Annotated in this window: 12 protein-coding genes and 1 tRNA gene; 6 read left to right on the forward strand and 7 right to left on the reverse strand. The window is 70.8% G+C overall.

The genetic code is table 11. From position 1 onward, the window contains the following. Positions 1 to 21: 21 nt before the first annotated feature. On the reverse strand, positions 22 to 1,335 hold the full coding sequence (locus MTQ01_RS21285) for an SGNH/GDSL hydrolase family protein (protein ID WP_247492359.1): 1,314 nt from the start codon (positions 1,333 to 1,335) through the stop codon (positions 22 to 24). A 309-nt stretch (positions 1,336 to 1,644) separates the two neighbouring features. Between MTQ01_RS21285 and MTQ01_RS21290 the strand changes: the two genes are divergently transcribed. Both MTQ01_RS21290 and MTQ01_RS21295 read left to right on the forward strand, forming a co-directional pair. Next, on the forward strand, positions 1,645 to 2,994 hold the full coding sequence (locus MTQ01_RS21290; protein ID WP_247492360.1) for a DUF445 domain-containing protein: 1,350 nt from the start codon (positions 1,645 to 1,647) through the stop codon (positions 2,992 to 2,994). A 144-nt stretch (positions 2,995 to 3,138) separates the two neighbouring features. After that, positions 3,139 to 3,996 (forward strand): fumarylacetoacetate hydrolase family protein, encoded by an 858-nt coding sequence (locus MTQ01_RS21295; protein WP_247492361.1) that lies wholly within the window; start codon positions 3,139 to 3,141, stop codon positions 3,994 to 3,996. A gap of 151 nt (positions 3,997 to 4,147) precedes the next feature. Here MTQ01_RS21295 and MTQ01_RS21300 read toward each other — a convergent pair whose 3' ends face one another. Together MTQ01_RS21300 and MTQ01_RS21305 are read right to left on the reverse strand one after the other, a co-directional pair. Further along, positions 4,148 to 5,263, reverse strand: coding sequence for a Gfo/Idh/MocA family oxidoreductase (locus tag MTQ01_RS21300; protein ID WP_247492362.1), 1,116 nt, complete (start codon positions 5,261 to 5,263; stop codon positions 4,148 to 4,150). 332 nt (positions 5,264 to 5,595) lie between these two features. Continuing rightward, positions 5,596 to 5,961, reverse strand: a complete 366-nt coding sequence (locus tag MTQ01_RS21305) for a hypothetical protein (RefSeq protein WP_247492363.1) — start codon at positions 5,959 to 5,961, stop codon at positions 5,596 to 5,598. A gap of 249 nt (positions 5,962 to 6,210) precedes the next feature. Between MTQ01_RS21305 and MTQ01_RS21310 the strand changes: the two genes are divergently transcribed. The 4 genes from MTQ01_RS21310 to MTQ01_RS21325 all read left to right on the forward strand — a co-directional run bounded on the left by MTQ01_RS21310 (position 6,211) and on the right by MTQ01_RS21325 (position 9,698). Next, positions 6,211 to 6,990, forward strand: a complete 780-nt coding sequence (locus tag MTQ01_RS21310; RefSeq protein WP_247492364.1) for an HAD-IIA family hydrolase — start codon at positions 6,211 to 6,213, stop codon at positions 6,988 to 6,990. Between the two features lie 272 nt (positions 6,991 to 7,262). Next, the gene (locus MTQ01_RS21315; RefSeq protein WP_247492365.1) at positions 7,263 to 7,808 is read left to right on the forward strand and encodes a hypothetical protein; all 546 of its coding nucleotides are present in this window, start codon (positions 7,263 to 7,265) and stop codon (positions 7,806 to 7,808) included. A gap of 13 nt (positions 7,809 to 7,821) precedes the next feature. Further along, positions 7,822 to 8,475, forward strand: a complete 654-nt coding sequence (locus MTQ01_RS21320; RefSeq protein ID WP_247492366.1) for a class F sortase — start codon at positions 7,822 to 7,824, stop codon at positions 8,473 to 8,475. Positions 8,476 to 8,660: 185 nt separating this feature from the next. Then, positions 8,661 to 9,698 (forward strand): glycoside hydrolase family 6 protein, encoded by a 1,038-nt coding sequence (locus MTQ01_RS21325; protein ID WP_247492543.1) that lies wholly within the window; start codon positions 8,661 to 8,663, stop codon positions 9,696 to 9,698. A gap of 164 nt (positions 9,699 to 9,862) precedes the next feature. Here MTQ01_RS21325 and MTQ01_RS21330 read toward each other — a convergent pair whose 3' ends face one another. The 4 genes from MTQ01_RS21330 to MTQ01_RS21345 form a co-directional block, all read right to left on the reverse strand. Further along, on the reverse strand, positions 9,863 to 11,824 hold the full coding sequence (locus MTQ01_RS21330) for a galactose oxidase-like domain-containing protein (RefSeq protein WP_247492367.1): 1,962 nt from the start codon (positions 11,822 to 11,824) through the stop codon (positions 9,863 to 9,865). 228 nt (positions 11,825 to 12,052) lie between these two features. Continuing rightward, positions 12,053 to 14,137 (reverse strand): glycosyltransferase family 2 protein, encoded by a 2,085-nt coding sequence (locus tag MTQ01_RS21335; RefSeq protein ID WP_247492368.1) that lies wholly within the window; start codon positions 14,135 to 14,137, stop codon positions 12,053 to 12,055. Between the two features lie 449 nt (positions 14,138 to 14,586). Further along, the gene (locus tag MTQ01_RS21340) at positions 14,587 to 14,745 is read right to left on the reverse strand and encodes a hypothetical protein (protein WP_247492369.1); all 159 of its coding nucleotides are present in this window, start codon (positions 14,743 to 14,745) and stop codon (positions 14,587 to 14,589) included. Between the two features lie 688 nt (positions 14,746 to 15,433). Next, positions 15,434 to 15,507 (reverse strand) — tRNA-Lys (locus MTQ01_RS21345). Between the last annotated feature and the right edge of the window lie 17 nt (positions 15,508 to 15,524).

The raw sequence follows: 15,524 nt of genomic DNA on the forward strand, positions 1-15,524 counted from the left end.
CGGCGCGGGCGGCGGGCCGCGTCAGCCGGCGACCGGGGAACCCTTGCCGGCCCTGATCGACTGAAGGTCGACGGCCTGCGCCATCGCCCGGAACCCGTTGTCGCTGGGGTGCAGCCGGTCCCCGGAGTCGTACGCGGCGCGCAGCTGCTGGGGCGCCGCCGGGTCGCGCAGGGCGGCGTCGAAGTCGATCAGTCCGTCGAACGCCTCGCTCGCGCGGAGCCGGTCGTTGACCTGCTGGCGCACGGCCTCCACCCGCGGGGTGTGCATCCGGTGTCCGGCGAACGGCGTCAACGTCCCGACCAGCACGCGGTGTCCGCGGTTGTGCGCCTGCTCGGCGAGCTGTTCGAGCCCCTGGACCAGCAGCGCGGCGTCGCGCTGCTGCGGGCGCTTGATGAGGTCGTTGATGCCCAGCTGGAGCACGACCGTGCGGACCCCGGTGCGGGTGAGCACGTCGCGGTCCATTCTGGTGAGCGCGCTGGGCCCGTTGTTGGGCGAGTAGCGGCTGCCGTCGATCAGGATGCGGTTTCCGCTTATCCCTGCGTTGAGCACGCTGTAGGCGGGAGCGCCGCGTTCGGTGCGCAGCCGCTCGCCGAGGAAGTCGGGCCAGCGGCGGTTGGCTCCCGGGCTGGAGGTGATGCCGTCGGTGATCGAGTCGCCGATGACGACCACGGCGCCCTCGGTCTCGGTCGTCCAGACGTCGACGCCGGTGACGTAACGCCAGTACGGGCTCTGCTGGTTGTAGGCGGTGCCGTCCTCGGAGCCGGTGTGCTCGCCCTCCGCCAGATAGCTGGTCTGGCGGGCGAAGGGGTGGTACGTCACCGGGCCGGAGGGCTCGGGGGAGTACGTGGTGACCAGCAGGTCGGCGGCGTGCGGCACGTTCAGCCGTACCGCGTCGCTGGTGACCATGCCGCCGGGCGGGATGGTCACCGACTCCTGGGTGCCGAAGGTCAGTCTGCGCATGGTGCCGGGCGCGGCGTTCGGGGCGCTGGGGGCGGCGGCGACCGCGAGGGTGGCGTGCGAGATCAGCAGCGGCTGGGTGCCGAAGAGGTTGGAGAGCTGGATGCGGGCGGCGGTGCCGGAGATCGAGCTGTGCAGGACGTTTCGGATGGATCGACCGGGGTAGCCCTGAGGTGCGTTGGGTTCCGCGGCTGCCGCCGCGGTCGCCCAGGTGCCGATCCAGCTGCCGGATGAGGCTGGGGCTGCCGAGCCCCGTCCGCCGGTGCCCGGTTTCGGGGATTCCTCGGCTCCGCCGAAGCTCATGAATATCGCTCCGGAGACGAGGACGACGATGGCCGCGAAGCCGGCCAGCAATGCGTAGCCCATGTTCTTGCTCATGGGCGCCTGCCCGCGGTCATTCTGTGGTGTCCCCCCTGGGCGAGATGTGCGCAGCAATGATCCCACGAGCCGTACACGCACCGGACCGCGGGCCATAGACCTTCACATCTCGAGCAGTTGTCGATCACCGGGCCCCGCCCGGCGGAGCGCACCCCTCCGCACGCTTCGAGGGTCAAGACGCGGCCGGAGCCGGGGACGTTGCGTGCGCGGGCGTGTTCTGTGTCTCACCGTTCGGGCACGGTCGCCTCCGGTGTCCGGGGGTACGGGAGGCGACAATGCACGGGGACCGCGAGAGACGGGTGGGAGCGGATGGAACGCAGCACGACCAGGGCCGGCGCGGACGGCGGCGAGCCGGTGGCAGCACCCCCGCCCTCCGCCGCGGGACTCGCCCGCGACCTCAGCGCCTTCACCGCCGCCGACCGGGAGAAGCAGCGCGGCGTACGGCAGATGAAAATCATCGCGACCAGCGCACTGGTGGTGGCCGCCGTGGTGTACGCGCTGGCCACCTGGGCGGAGCGCACCGGCGCAGGCGCCTGGGCCGGGTACGTCGCCGCGGCGGCGGAGGCGGGCATGGTCGGCGCGCTGGCCGACTGGTTCGCGGTGACGGCGCTGTTCAAGCACCCGATGGGGCTGCCGATCCCGCACACCGCGATCATTCGCACCAAGAAGGATCAACTCGGCGAGAACCTCGGCGAGTTCGTCGGTGACAACTTCCTCGCCGAGGACGTTGTGCGGCAGCGGCTGCGCGCGGTGGGCATCAGCCGCAGGCTGGGCACCTGGCTGGCGCAGCCCGAGCACGCCGACCGCGTCACCGCCGAACTGGCCACCGCGGTGCGCGGCGCGCTCACCGTGCTGCGCGACTCCGACGTGCAGGCGGTGGTCGGCGAGGCGATCACCCGCCGGGCCGACGCCCAGGAGATCGCTCCCGGCCTCGGCAACGTGCTGGAGAAGGTGGTGGCCGACGGCGGACACCGCAAGGTGGTCGACCTGATCTGCGTCAAGGCGCACGACTGGCTGGTGGAGCACCGGGGTTCGGTGCTGGACGCGGTCTCCGGCGGCGCTCCGGGCTGGACCCCGCGCTTCGTCGACCAGAAGGTCGGCGACCGCGTCTACCGCGAACTCCTGCGCTTCGTCACGGAGATCAGGGACATGCCCGAGCACCCGGCGCGCGGTGCGATCGACACCTTCCTGGCCGACTTCGCCCGCGAACTGCGCGAGGACCGGCAGACCAGGGAGCGCGTGGAGCGCCTGAAGTCCGAGATCCTCGCCCGCGGCGAGGTCCAGGACGTCATCGCCTCCGCCTGGTCCTCGATCCGCGCCATGCTGCTGGCCGCCGCCGAGGACGAGCAGAGCGAACTGCGGCTGCGCGTACGGGCGTCGCTCATCTCCCTGGGGTCCCGGCTGGCCTCGGACGAGCGGATGCAGCACAAGGTGGACGACTGGCTGGAGGGCGCCGCCACGCACGTGGTGACCACCTACCGGGGCGAGATCACCTCGCTGATCACCGAGACCGTCGCCGGCTGGGACGCCGACCAGACCTCCCGGAAGATCGAGGCGAACATCGGCCGCGACCTCCAGTTCATCCGCATCAACGGCACCGTCGTCGGCGCGCTCGCGGGCCTGGCGATCCACACCTTCACCCACGCACTCGGCGGCTGAGCCCGTCCCGCCCGCGTACCGGAACGTGGTTACGGTCCAGTACGTGGGCGGGACTTGCGCCCGCGGCGCGTCGGCTTGGAGGATCGTCCAAGCCGATGGCCGTCCCCATCGCGACTTCGATGACCACGATCACTGGAGTGTGCGATGAAACTGCTGCGTGTGGGGCCCCGTGGGGCGGAACGACCGGCCGCGCTCGACCGTCGGGACGTTCTCCGCGATCTGTCCGGGCTGCTGCCGGACATCGACTCCGCGCTGCTGGCCGATCCGGTCGCGCTCGGCCGGATCGCCGAGGCGCTGGAGACCGGTGAGCTGCCGGCGCTCGACCGGGCCGGACTGCGCACCGGCCCGCCGATCGCGGACATCGGCAAGATCGTCTGCATCGGCCTCAACTACCGCGACCACGCCGCCGAGATCGGTGCGCCGCTGCCCGTCGAACCGCTGGTCTTCATGAAGGCGCCGGACACCGTCGTCGGCCCCCGGGACGACGTGCTGGTACCTCGCGGCAGTCGCAAGACCGACTGGGAGGTGGAGCTGGCGATCGTCATCGGCCGCACCGCGCGCTATCTGGAGAGCGAGGAGGAGGCGCGCGCCGCCGTCGCGGGATACACCGTCAGCCACGACGTCTCCGAGCGGGCGTTCATGCTCGAACGCGGCGGGCAGTGGGACAAGGGCAAGAACTGCGAGACCTTCAACCCGCTCGGCCCCTGGCTGGTCACCGCCGACGAGGTACCCGACCCGCAGAGCCTCGGGCTGCGACTGTGGGTCAACGGCGAGCTGCAGCAGGACGGCAGCACCGCCGACCAGGTCTTCGGGGTGTTCGAAGTCGTGCGCCACCTCAGCCAGTTCATGACGCTGCGGCCGGGCGACGTCGTCAACACCGGCACCCCGGCCGGCGTCGCCAACGGCCGGCCGGAGCCCAAGCCGTTCCTGCGGGCCGGCGACGTGGTGGAGCTGGAGGTCGACGGACTCGGCCGCCAGCGCCAGGAGTTCACCCCCGCCTGACGAGGCGCCGGCGCGGCTCGGGTCCGTACCGCGAGCAGCGCCGGCGCCGGCGTGCCGGGCGAGCGGTTGCCGCAGCCCCACAGCGGTGCAGCGGCACTGCGGCAGAAAGCCACAGCACCACAGCACCACAGCACCGCAGCACCACAGCGGCTCAGTCGAGCGGGACGACCCTGTCCTCGGTCGCCGAGAGGCGGGCCGCCTCCAGCACGCGCAGCGTCGCCGCGGCCTGCTCGGCGGTCACCGGGGGCTCGCCGCCCTCGCGCACCGCGGCGGCGATCGCCCGGTAGTACGCCGGGTAGTCGCCGTCCAGGCTGGGCACCGGCCGTGTCTCGCCGAGCTCGCCGAGCGAACCCCAGGCCGACGGCGGCTCGGAGCCCCAGGGGGCGCCCGGCACCGGACGCTTGCCCTCGCGCAGCACCGCCTCCTGCGGGTCGAGGCCGTACTTCACGTACGCGGCCCTGCTGCCCAGCACCCGGAAGCGCGGGCCCAGTTGGGCGGCGGTCGCGCTCACCCACAGGTGTGAGCGCACCCCGCTCTCGTGCGTCAGCGCCAGGAAGGTGTCGTCGTCGGCCGCGGCGTTCTCGCGCCGCACGTCCGCCTCCGCGTAGACCGTGCGCACCGGACCGAACAGCGTCAGTGCCTGGTCCACCACGTGGCTGCCGAGGTCGTAGAGGAGCCCGCCGATCTCGGCGGGGTCGCCGGACTCGCGCCAGCCGCCCTTGAGCTTGGGCCGCCAGCGCTCGTACCGCGACTCGAAACGGTGCACCTCGCCCAGCTCGCCGTCGGCGAGGAGCTTGTCCAGGGTGCGGAAGTCGCTGTCCCAGCGGCGGTTGTGGAAGGTGGAGAGCAGCAGGCCGCGTTCGCGGGCGAGGCCGGCCAGGGCCAGGGCCTCGGCGGAGGTGGCGGCGAGCGGTTTGTCCACGACCACCGGCAGGCCGGCCCGCAACACCCGCTCGGCGAGCGGGACATGGGTCTTGTTGGGGGAGGCGAGGACCACCAGGTCCAGCTCGTCGGCCTGGGCGAGGAGGGCGTCGACGTCCTCGGTGGCACGGGCGTCGGGGTACTTCTTCGCCACGTCCGCCTGCCGGTCGGGGTCGGAGGTGACGACCGCCTCCAGCGAGAGCTCCGGCTCGGCGTCGATCAGGGGCGCGTGGAAGAACGATCCCGCAACTCCGTAGCCCACGAGTCCCACCCGCAGTGGTACGGGCCTGGCGGGCTCCGCCTCGCCGTCGGTGGTGTCCTGCGGGGTCTGGTCTGTGTCGGACATTCTCAGCTGACCTTCTGCCGTGCGGCTCCGCGCCCGTCGGAGCGCGGACGTGCGTGCGGACCGGCCATGGTACGCATGCCGGCCGGCGCGTGGGCACGCTCGGGTGACCCCCGGGGGCGGGTTCCCGGGGGCAACGCACCGATCCGGGCGGGTATCGCCGAAGCCGCCCGAAGGGTTCCGACCGCCCGAAGGGTTCGGCTGTGTGAAGGGGTCGCCCGAAGGGTCCGGGCGACGGGTTCGGGCCGCGCGAAGTGCGGCCGGCGACTCCGTGCCTGCGCCGGGTGCGCTGCCGCACACCCCGTGCTCCGTTCCGGAGTCGCCGCCGTCCGGGGCTACTTGCCGATGGTCACGCTCGTGTTGTCCAGCAGTGCGGTGTGCGTCGCGGCCGTGATCATCAGGACGATCACCAGCAGGCCGGGGAGCGAGGTGCCGTCGGGGGTCAGCATGACGACCGTCATGACGACGATCGTGTTCACGATGTAGGTGACCGGCAACCACCAGGCGACCACGCGCTTGACCGCGGCGACGACGAAGGGGAGCGGGGCCAGGAAGCCGAGCGAGAGCACCGGCACGAGAGTCCAGACGACCCGCGCCAACGGGCCGCCGAACATCCGGGGCCGGGCCGCCGGGTACGGCGCGGTGGCGTACGGGTTCGGCTGGTGGTAGCCGTACTGCGGGGTTTGGTAGGGGTTTGTCACGTCAGAGCCCTTCGAGCGGTGGGTGAGCGCCACTGTGAGACATCCGACGGGGCCTTTTGGTTGCGAGCACCGCAACTTTCTGCCGTCTGCCGCCCGTGCCGCCTGCGCCGTCCGCCGGGGTTCGCCCGCCTCGTCGGGCACTCACCTGCATCGGGAACGTACCGGCAGGCCGCACCGCGCCCGGGTCGGCTTAGGCTGGAGACGTCCCCGCACCGCACGTCCCGCACCGCACGGCAGGAGATCCTTCCAGTGGCAGAGCGCAAGCCGATCGAATCCTGGCTGACCGACATGGACGGCGTCCTGATCCACGAGGGCATCCCCATCAAGGGCGCCGACGCGTTCCTGAGCAGGCTGCGGGAGTCGGGCAAGCCGTTCCTGGTCCTCACCAACAACTCCATGCAGACCCCGCGCGATCTGCACGCCCGGCTGGCGCGCATGGGTCTGGACGTGCCGGTCGACAACATCTGGACCTCCGCGCTCGCGACCGCCCAGTTCCTGGACGACCAGCGCCCCGGCGGCACCGCGTACGTGATCGGCGAGGCCGGGCTCACCACCGCGATGCACGACATCGGTTACGTACTGACCGACGCGCAGCCCGACTACGTCGTCCTCGGCGAGACCCGCACCTACAGCTTCGAGGCGCTGACCCGGGCGATCCGGCTGATCAACAACGGCTCGCGCTTCATCGCCACCAACCCGGACGAGACCGGCCCCTCCGCCGAGGGCCCACTGCCCGCCACCGGTTCGGTGGCCGCGCTGATCACCAAGGCGACCGGTCAGGAACCGTACTTCGTGGGCAAGCCGAACCCGCTGATGATGCGCGCCGGACTCAACAAGATCGGCGCGCACTCCGAGACCAGCGCGATGATCGGCGACCGGATGGACACCGACATGCTGGCCGGTCTGGAGGCGGGCATGGAGACCTTCCTCGTCCTCACCGGCATCTCCAGCCCCGACGAGGTGGACCGGCACCCCTTCCGCCCGTCCACGGTCGTCGACTCCATCGCGGACCTCGTCGAGCGCATCTGACCCCTCCGCCCCTCTCCGTGCCTCCGGCCCGGTGCGGCAGGCCCGGTGCGGTCGACTCGGTGTGGCCCTCTCGAACGGGCTCGCCCCGCCGGGCGGTTCGAGGGGCCGGGAAGCTTGCGCAAGCCACCGCGCCGCACCGGCCCGCGGCGCTGACCCGATCGGCGGCGCTGCGGGTGCGACGGCCCGGGCCGCGGTGAATCTTCGGGAGTACCGACCCGGAGGTTGCCATGCGCGTTGCCCGCGTTGCCCGAGTCCCGTACAGCCTGGGACTGTTGACCCTCTCCGCCGTGCTGCTCGGTACAGCGCCGGCGAACGCGGCGCCGCAGGAGGAACCCGGGCCCGCCACCGGATCCGTCAAGATCACGCCGTCCAAGGTGCACGCCGGCGGCCAGATCAACATCCGGGTCGACTCCTGCGACGGGGACAAGGGCATCGCCCGCTCGGACGCGTTCATCTCCTCGGTGGCCCTGAAGTCCGCCGCCGATGAGACGCTCACCGGCGACGCCAGCATCCGTGCGGCCATCGACCCGGGCCGGTACACCGTGCTGGTCGACTGCTACGACAAGACCGGCAACCTCAAACGCTCCATCGCCGAGGGCCGGTTCGTCGTCATCCCCGGCGGGGGCGGCGAGTCCCACCACCCGCCCGTACGGCCCACCGCGCCGGTCAAGGCGGGCGGCGGCGGCACCGCGGGCAGCGGCGGTTCCGGCGACTCCACCACCCTCCCGCTGACCCTGGCCGGCGCCGCCGCGCTCGGTCTCGCCGGTGCCGCCGTACTGCGCCGCCGCGCCGCGGCACGCCCCGGCAGCCACTCCTGACGGGCCTGCCGCGATGGCCGGGGAGAGCCAGCCCTCGGGCGGCGGCCGACTGATCACCGCGACGGCCTGGCTGGTGCTGCTCCTCGGGCTGTGGCTGTGGGGCAAGGACCTCACCGACAGCAACTTCCCGGTGCTGGGCGAGCTCGGTTCGGGCCGGAGCGCGGAGAGCGGCGGACTGCCGGACGCGCTCGATCCGGTCGAGGGCGGCCGACCCGTCGCCGTCCGTATCGACGGCCTCGGCGTGGACGCCCGCGTCCAGACCCGCGGCCTGGACGCGGACGGCGCGGTGGACGCCCCGCCGCTCAGCCAGGGCGACGACGTCGCCTGGTACGGGGGCGGCCCGCAGCCCGGTGCGGCGGGGGCGGCCCTGCTGGTGGGCCATGTCGACACCGCCACGGACAAGGCGGTGTTCTTCAACCTCAGTTCGGCCGACCCGGGCACCAAGGTCCGGGTCTCGCGCGAGGACGGCACCGTCGCCGAGTTCACGGTGGAGGACGTGGAGGTCGTCCAGCGCGAGGGCTTCGACCCGGCGAAGGCGTACGGCGAGCGGAACCGGGGGCGGGCGGAGCTGCGCCTGATCACCTGCGGCGGCACCTTCGACCGCGAGAGCCGCAGCTACACGGCGAACGTGGTCGTCTCCGCGTACCTGACGGCGATCCACCGGTGACCCGCCACCGGCCCGCTCCGCGGAGCCCGCGCACCGGCCCAAGTCCCGCGCGGGGACGCCCGGATGACGGCGTGTACGCCGTCGGAACGGCGTGCGCACGGGCGGGAGGGTCCGGGACGCACCAGATGTGTCGTTGTGCCACGATGGGCACTGACCGGTTCACCACCGTACCCAAGGGGGAGTGGATGTACGGCACCGATGCCGGCCGCCCGCCGCACCGAATCCGCACCGCGCTCGCGATCGGCGGCGCGACTCTCAGCGCGATGGCACTGGTTGCCGGCTGTTCGTCCGGCGGCGACGAGAAGGACAAGCCCGACAGCGGGGACCGCGGGGGCAAACCGGGGAAGTCCGACGCCGCGTTCTGGGTGAACCCGGAGGGCAAGGCGTCCGCCGCCCTGGAGTCCTCGAGCGGGCGGGACGCCGAGCTGATCGAGAAGATCGCCGAGCAGCCCGCGGGGGAGTGGATCAAGCCGGAGCAGGCCGAGAGCCAGACCCGGGGCATCACCGAGGCGGCCACCGAGGCCGACACCAGCCCCATCCTCGTCATGTACAACATCCCGCACCGCGACTGCGGCCAGTACTCCCAGGGCGGCGCCAAATCCGCGGACGAGTACCGCGCCTTCACCGACGCGGTGGCCAAGGGCATCGGCGACCGCAAGGCGACGGTGGTGCTGGAGCCGGACGCGCTGCCGCACATCATGCAGGAGGGCTGTGTGCCCGCCGAGCTCCACGGGGAGCAGTACACCCTGATCAGCGAGGCCGTGGACAAGCTCAAGAAGCTGTCCGGCACCAAGGTGTACATCGACGCGGGCAACCCGCACTGGATCCGCGACCCCGGCGGCATGGTCGAGCCACTGAAGAAGGCCGGCATCGACCGCGCCGACGGCTTCTCCCTCAACGTCTCCAACTACCAGACGACCGAGGAGAACATCGACTACGGCAAGCGGCTCTCCTCGATGGTGGGCGACAAGCACTTCGTCATCGACACCAGCCGCAACGGCAACGGCCCGGTCGACGGCGAGGAGACCGAGGAGTCCTGGTGCAACCCGCCGGGTCGCGCCCTCGGCGACACCCCCACGACGAAGACCGCCGATCCGCTGGTCGACGCCTACATGTGGATCAAGCGGCCCGGTGAGTCCGACGGCACCTGCCGCGGTGGCCCCGAGGCCGGCGAGTGGTTCCAGAAGTACGCGCTGGAGCTGGCGGGGAACGCCGAGGACTGAGCGCCGACGACCGGCCGCCGCCGCGGGGCCGTTCGGCACTCGCGCCCCGCACGGCACAAGGGCCCGCCCACCGGTACGGCCGGTGGGCGGGCCCTTGTGCCGTGCGCCCGGTCCGCGCCGTCCGCCCGCGTCTGTGGCGGGTACGACGGCGGCGGGCGCGGTGCTCACTCCCCGCGCAGCTGCAACTCGTCCTGGACCGGTACGTGCAGCCACACCGCTTCGGACGGCGTGCCGTCCTCGTCCACGGCGTTGACCATGTAGTACCCGGGCGGCACCAGCGTCGGGTCCTCGGGCACGGTCAACTCCACGCCGTTCTCCGTGCGTTCGAAGTCCAGCGCGATCGACCGCTGTTCGTTGTTGGTCACATGGGTGAAGGAGCTGGGCCGCATCAGCCGCATCTCCTTGATGTCCGCCGCGTCCTTCGTGGCGAACTCCGCCTTGCCGCCCAGCTGCACCCGCTGCGGCTTCTCGCCGTTCGCCTTCAGCTGCGGGCGGGAGTCGCGGAAGAGGTAGGGCGGCGACCAGATGTCGATCTGCTGCTCGAAGGTGCCGGGCTTGGTGTTGGCCTTGTCGTCGAAGAGCGGGTCGGAACCGAAGGTCATGACCTTGCCGTTGGGCAGCAGCAGCGCACCGGAGTGGTAGTTGCGGCCCTCCAGGGGATCGGCCACCCGCCGTGAGGTGTTGGTCCTCGGGTCGTACAGCTCGGCCTTGAGCACGTCGCTGGAGCTGTAACCGCGGTAGCCCTTCGAGCCGTTGGTGGTGAGCACGGTGTCGTCGGGGAGGATCACGCTGCTGGGGTACCGCACCGGCTCGTAGAGCGAGGGACCGTCCACGAAACGGGGGTTCTTCTTCTTGAGGTCGACGATCCGGGTCTTGTCGGTGACCTTGGTGCTCTCACCGATGCCGCCGCCGCCGAGCACCATGTACTTCTGGTCCTGGGCGGGCGGCAGCAGCACGGCCATGGAGGTCTCCAGGGCGTCCGGGTCGCTCATGCCGGGGATCTTGGTGAAGCTGTCGGTGCGCCAGTTCCACAGGCCGGGCGACCGTCCCCTGTCGGCGGGGCCGTAGCCGGAACTGGTGCCGGTGTAGAGCAGTTCGTCGCGGCCGGAGAGGAAGAGCCCCGGGTAGGTCGGGAAGTAGCGCTGCTTGGGCAGGGTCTGCCACTTCTTGGTCCTCGGGTCGTAGAGCTCGACCTTCTCCGAGACCTCGCCGATGTCGTCGAGGCCGGAGACCGAGAGCACCCGGCCGTCCTCCAGCGTGGTCAGCGTGGGGTACCAGCGGGCGTCCTCCATCGGGTCGACCGTGATGTACTCCTCGGCCACCGGGTCGAACTCGTAGGACTCGCGGATGCCCTGGAAGTCCTTCTTGTCGAAGGAGATCTTGTTGGCGATGCCGTAGACGTTGTCCTTGTCGGCGTCGTCGATACCCACGACGGCGTACTGGTCGGTGTCGCCGGTGGCGTACTTCTTGCCCTTCCTGGCGGCCTCGACGTAGATCCGCTTCTGGCTCGCGGTGACGGTCGCCCCGGTGGGGGTCTCCTTCTTCTCGGCCCTGGGCACCAGCAGCGACTGCTGGGTCTCGAAGACCTTGCCGCTCTTGGCGCCCTTGAACTTGGTGCCCTTGGGCAGCGTGATCGGCTTGTCGGGGTTCTCGTTGCTGACGATCATCAGGCCGCCGGCCTTCTCGACGTCGCCCTCCAGCGTCTCGTACCGCTGGGTGCCGCCCGCGATCAGCAGCTTGCCGTCGGGGAGCTGGGTGTGGCCCGCGCAGAACATGTCCTTGGGCGTGGGGATGTTCTTGAACGTGTTCTTGTCCGGGTCCCAGAGCACGCTGCGGAAGCTCTTGGCGGCGAACTGCTTGGCGTCGTTGCCCGAGCCGGCGACCAGCAGCACCTTGCCGGTGTGCAGCAGGGCCGCGTGGATGGTGTTGATCCGGTTCTTCTGCGGTACGTCCAGCACCTGCCACAGGCCGTTCTCGGCCTTGTAGCCCGCGCGGTTGATGTTGTAGTTCGTGTACTGCTCACTGGTGTACCGGATCAGCCACGGGGCGTTCATGCCCGCGACGGCGAGCAGCGCGACCGACGCGATGGCCAACCGCTTCGTACGGCGGCTTGGGCGGTATTTCACCGGTTAACACTCCTGCAAGCGACATCCGGGATGGCTCCCGGGGTGGGTGGTCCTGTTGCGTGGCCGGGCACGCCGCGGCTCGTAAGCGTCCGTCCTCCGGCCGGGCCGCGTCCGACGGCCCGGTGCCCGTGCGGCAGCGCCGCACACGTCCGGTTCTCGGGGCTGCGCTCCGTCGCCGGCGCGCTCAGCCGCGCGGGCGCCCCGTACTGGGAGGCGGCTGCGGGTGGCTCACTGGCCCGGTGGCGCGGACTGCCGGATCTGGCGTGCGTCGAACTGGACGGTCCGGTCGGTCCCGCGCGGATCGGCGGCCCAGGCGGGCCGCTGCTCGCTCCCCGGCGGCGCCCCGCCGGCCACCTCCGCGCTCGGCGCGCCGGGCTCCGGCACTCCCGTACCGGTACGACCCGCGACGACCGCCGCGGGTTGTGCGGGCGGCGGCGACTGCGGCGGATCCTGCTGCGGTGCCTCCCCGCCGCCGTTCCGCCGAGCCTGCTTACGGCGCTTCTTCTCGGCCCGCATCCCGATCCGCCAGCCGATGATCGGAGCCGCGGTGATCAGTGTGGCGAGGGAGGCCCAGATCAGCATGGCCGGATGGTCGTGGCCGAGCCAGAACGAGCCGATCGCCGAACCGCCGAAGACCGCGATGAAGAAGAGATGGATGCGGAACGTGCCGAAGAGCGTGTCCGGACTCGCCGACTCGCCCTTGGGCGTGACGACGAACTTGCTCTTGCGCCGCAGCACCGTGTCCATCAGCGATCTGGCGTAGATCGGAGCGGAGAGCGCCGACATCAGCATGCCGGCCAGACCGCCCGAACCCTCGGGCTCGTGCGGCGAGACGTTGTGCCGGCGGTTCCAGATGTAGAGGCCGACCTGGAGCGCCGAGGCGTTGCCGTACAGCATCATCCAGATGACCGGGTCGATCTGCACACCCGAGGCGCCCAGCCCCAGGAACAGGGCACAACTGATCGCGGCCAGAATCCAGTTCAGCGCCGAGATCGGGTAGAAGATGATCATCAACGTGTAGTTGAAGAGCTTGCCGGGCGGCATGGTGAACCAGCCGCGCCAGTACTGCTTGAGGATCGTCTCGTAGGTGCCCCGCGACCAGCGCAGCTGCTGGGTGAAGAAGTCGGTCCAGGCGTTCGGGCCCTCCCCGACGGCCAGTACGTCCGGGGTGTAGACCGAGCGCCAGCGCCTGCCGGTCTGCGGGTTGCGGGCCCGGTGGATCTCGAAGCCGGTGGCCATGTCCTCGGTGATCGAGTCGTAGAGGCCGCCGATCTGCTTGATGGCGCTGATCCGCACCGCGTTGCTCGTACCGACGAACATCGGCGCGCCGTAGCGGTTGCCGGCGCGCTGGATCAGCGCGTGGAAGAGGAACTGCTGGCTCTCCGCGGCCTTGGTGACGAAGTTGTCGTAGTTGCCGTAGACCTGCGGGCCGATGACGAAGCCGACGTTCGGGTCGCGGAAGTAACCGAGCATCCGCTCCAGGTAGTTGGGCAGCGGCACGTGGTCGGTGTCGACGCCCGCGAAGTAGTCGTAGTCGTCGCCGTGGGCGTCCAACCAGGCGTTGTAGTTGCCGTGTTTGGTCTTCGCCCGGAACGCGCCCTTGGGGGTGTTCCACTTCTCGACGCCCTTGCGGCTGAAGTGGTGCACACCCAGGCGGCGGCAGACCTCCTTGACCTCGGGATCGTCGCCCTCGTCCAGCAGCCAGACGTGCATCGTGCCCCGGTGGCGGATCTTGACCGCCGCCGCCAGGGTCTTGGTCACCATCTCTATCGGTTCCTTGCCCGGAACGAAGGAGGTGAGGAAGGCGACCCGGGTGCCCGACTCCGGCACCACCGGTACCGGGTCCCTGGCGACCAGCGTCGCGTGCGAGTTGGAGAACACGTTCATCGTGCGGAACAGCTCGATCAGCCCGATCGCGACCAGCATCACGATGTCGAGCCTGAGCACCAGGTCGGAGACCGACCCCTCGTCGCGCTCCGTCCAGTGCTGCGGCTGCATCAGCCAGGCGAAGAGTCCGAGCGAGAGCAGCGGGGCGAGGATCAGCAGCAGCGCCGCCCGGAAGCGGTGCGGCTCGTCGGCCATCAGACTGCGGTACTTGACCCGGTACGGCTTGTCGGGATCGGGTCGGGTCAGCGGGCCGGCCAGACGGCTGTAGTGCTCGTAGTCGTACCGGGGCGGGGCCTTGCGGGGCCAGCGCAGTCCTCGGCCGAAGGTGCCGGTCTCACCGGACCTGTTCCGCTGGATGCGGAGCTTGGTGGTCTGCGACGGATCGTCGTGCGCACGCGACTGTGCCTGGCGTGGTTCCGACGTCATGAATCCATCCCCCTGCACGCATCACTGTCGTTGCGTGTGCTCGTTCGTGCCCGCGGCCTTCGGCTGTGTGCCGGAGGGGCAGGTTGAATCGGGCGGGCGTGACGACCGCCGCCGTATGAGACAGCCGAGGGCAACGGTTGGTTCCCTCGGTACCGAAACGCCCCTTTTTCCCGGCCGGTTCGGATGCCGCGGGAGCTGGTGCCGCGTCAGCTTCTCGGAGCTCCTCACATGATCGCAAGAACGATACGCGCCGTTTACCCGTTTGGGTGGGGAACCGGGGATCGAACGTGATCAAGAAGCAATGATCCGGACAATGACGCCCGGCGGGGCCCGCCGAGCGGGCCCCGCCGGGTAATGCTGTGGTGGTGGCTGCCAGACTCCACGGAGTCTGGCAGCCACCACCACAGCCGGGTCGGACGGGCGCGCCGGGTCGGCGCCTCCGTCGATGCTCAGTCGATGCCGCGCCAGATGTGCGGCTCCTGCTCCTCGCCGGTCTCGCCGGCCAGTCCGAGCGCGGGTTGTGCGTAGAGCAGGGCGTTCAGCTCATCGGTGCCGATGGTGTACGCCTGCTGCGCCGACTGTTCCTTCTCCTGAACGGGAACGCCCACGGTCAACTCCCTCGAAGCGATCCACCTGTCCTGCCGGACCGTCGTGGTGGTGTGTGATCTCTCTCAAGCTGTGGACCCTGCCGGTCCGAGCCGTCCGCCCCGTGCGTGGGCGACGCTTCGGAGTGCCGGGCTCGTCGCATCACCGGCGCCGCGACGAGGGCCGTGATCCGCGCTGCCCGGTGAAGTCGTCCCTACGCTCCGTCGTGGTCAACTTCCTGTGGGGCGAGGGCCTTCGGCGTCGCGAGTGGGACGCCTCCGGTCAGGTCTCCCGGTGGGTGCCGGGACGATTTTCGCCGTGACTCAGAGCACACCACACTTGAAGCCGAACCGCACAGAGATTCCCCCGAACGTGACGATAACTGGACAGTAGATGCCAGAGGGGAACGAGCCGTGCGTGACGGGTGAACGACTGCTGCCACACGCGGCCCACCCCGAGCGGCTCGGTCGCCCGTCCGGCCTGCGGCTGTGCTCCATCCGGCTCCGGGTCCCGGCCTCGATCGGTGGTCCTTCGCCGTGGCGGCCCTGGCTGTCCTGGCTGCGGTGGTTCTGGTTGCTCGGCGGTCCTGGCGCCGGGCGGCCGTGTGTCCGGGGCGGGCTCGTTCCGGAGTCCGTGGCGTGTCGGCGGTCCGGTGGTGGGAGCGGGTGCGAAAACGAGGGCCCTCGCGCGATGCGAGGGCCCTCGGTGGTGTGCGCCGTCAGGGACTCGAACCCCGGACCCGCTGATTAAGAGTCAGCTGCTCTAACCAACTGAGCTAACGGCGCAGATGGCCGGTCGGAAC

It is taken from the genome of Streptomyces sp. XM4193 (genome assembly GCF_023072595.1).
Lineage (GTDB): Bacteria > Actinomycetota > Actinomycetes > Streptomycetales > Streptomycetaceae > Streptomyces.

Bases quoted from the DNA above. Each gene is read 5' to 3' on its own strand.
- MTQ01_RS21285 (WP_247492359.1), bottom strand. From the start codon at position 1,335: ATGAGCAAGAACATGGGCTACGCATTGCTGGCCGGCTTCGCGGCCATC.
- MTQ01_RS21290 (WP_247492360.1), top strand. From the start codon at position 1,645: ATGGAACGCAGCACGACCAGGGCCGGCGCGGACGGCGGCGAGCCGGTG.
- MTQ01_RS21295 (WP_247492361.1), top strand. From the start codon at position 3,139: ATGAAACTGCTGCGTGTGGGGCCCCGTGGGGCGGAACGACCGGCCGCG.
- MTQ01_RS21300 (WP_247492362.1), bottom strand. From the start codon at position 5,263: ATGTCCGACACAGACCAGACCCCGCAGGACACCACCGACGGCGAGGCG.
- MTQ01_RS21320 (WP_247492366.1), top strand. From the start codon at position 7,822: ATGGCCGGGGAGAGCCAGCCCTCGGGCGGCGGCCGACTGATCACCGCG.
- MTQ01_RS21325 (WP_247492543.1), top strand. From the start codon at position 8,661: ATGTACGGCACCGATGCCGGCCGCCCGCCGCACCGAATCCGCACCGCG.
- MTQ01_RS21335 (WP_247492368.1), bottom strand. From the start codon at position 14,137: ATGACGTCGGAACCACGCCAGGCACAGTCGCGTGCGCACGACGATCCG.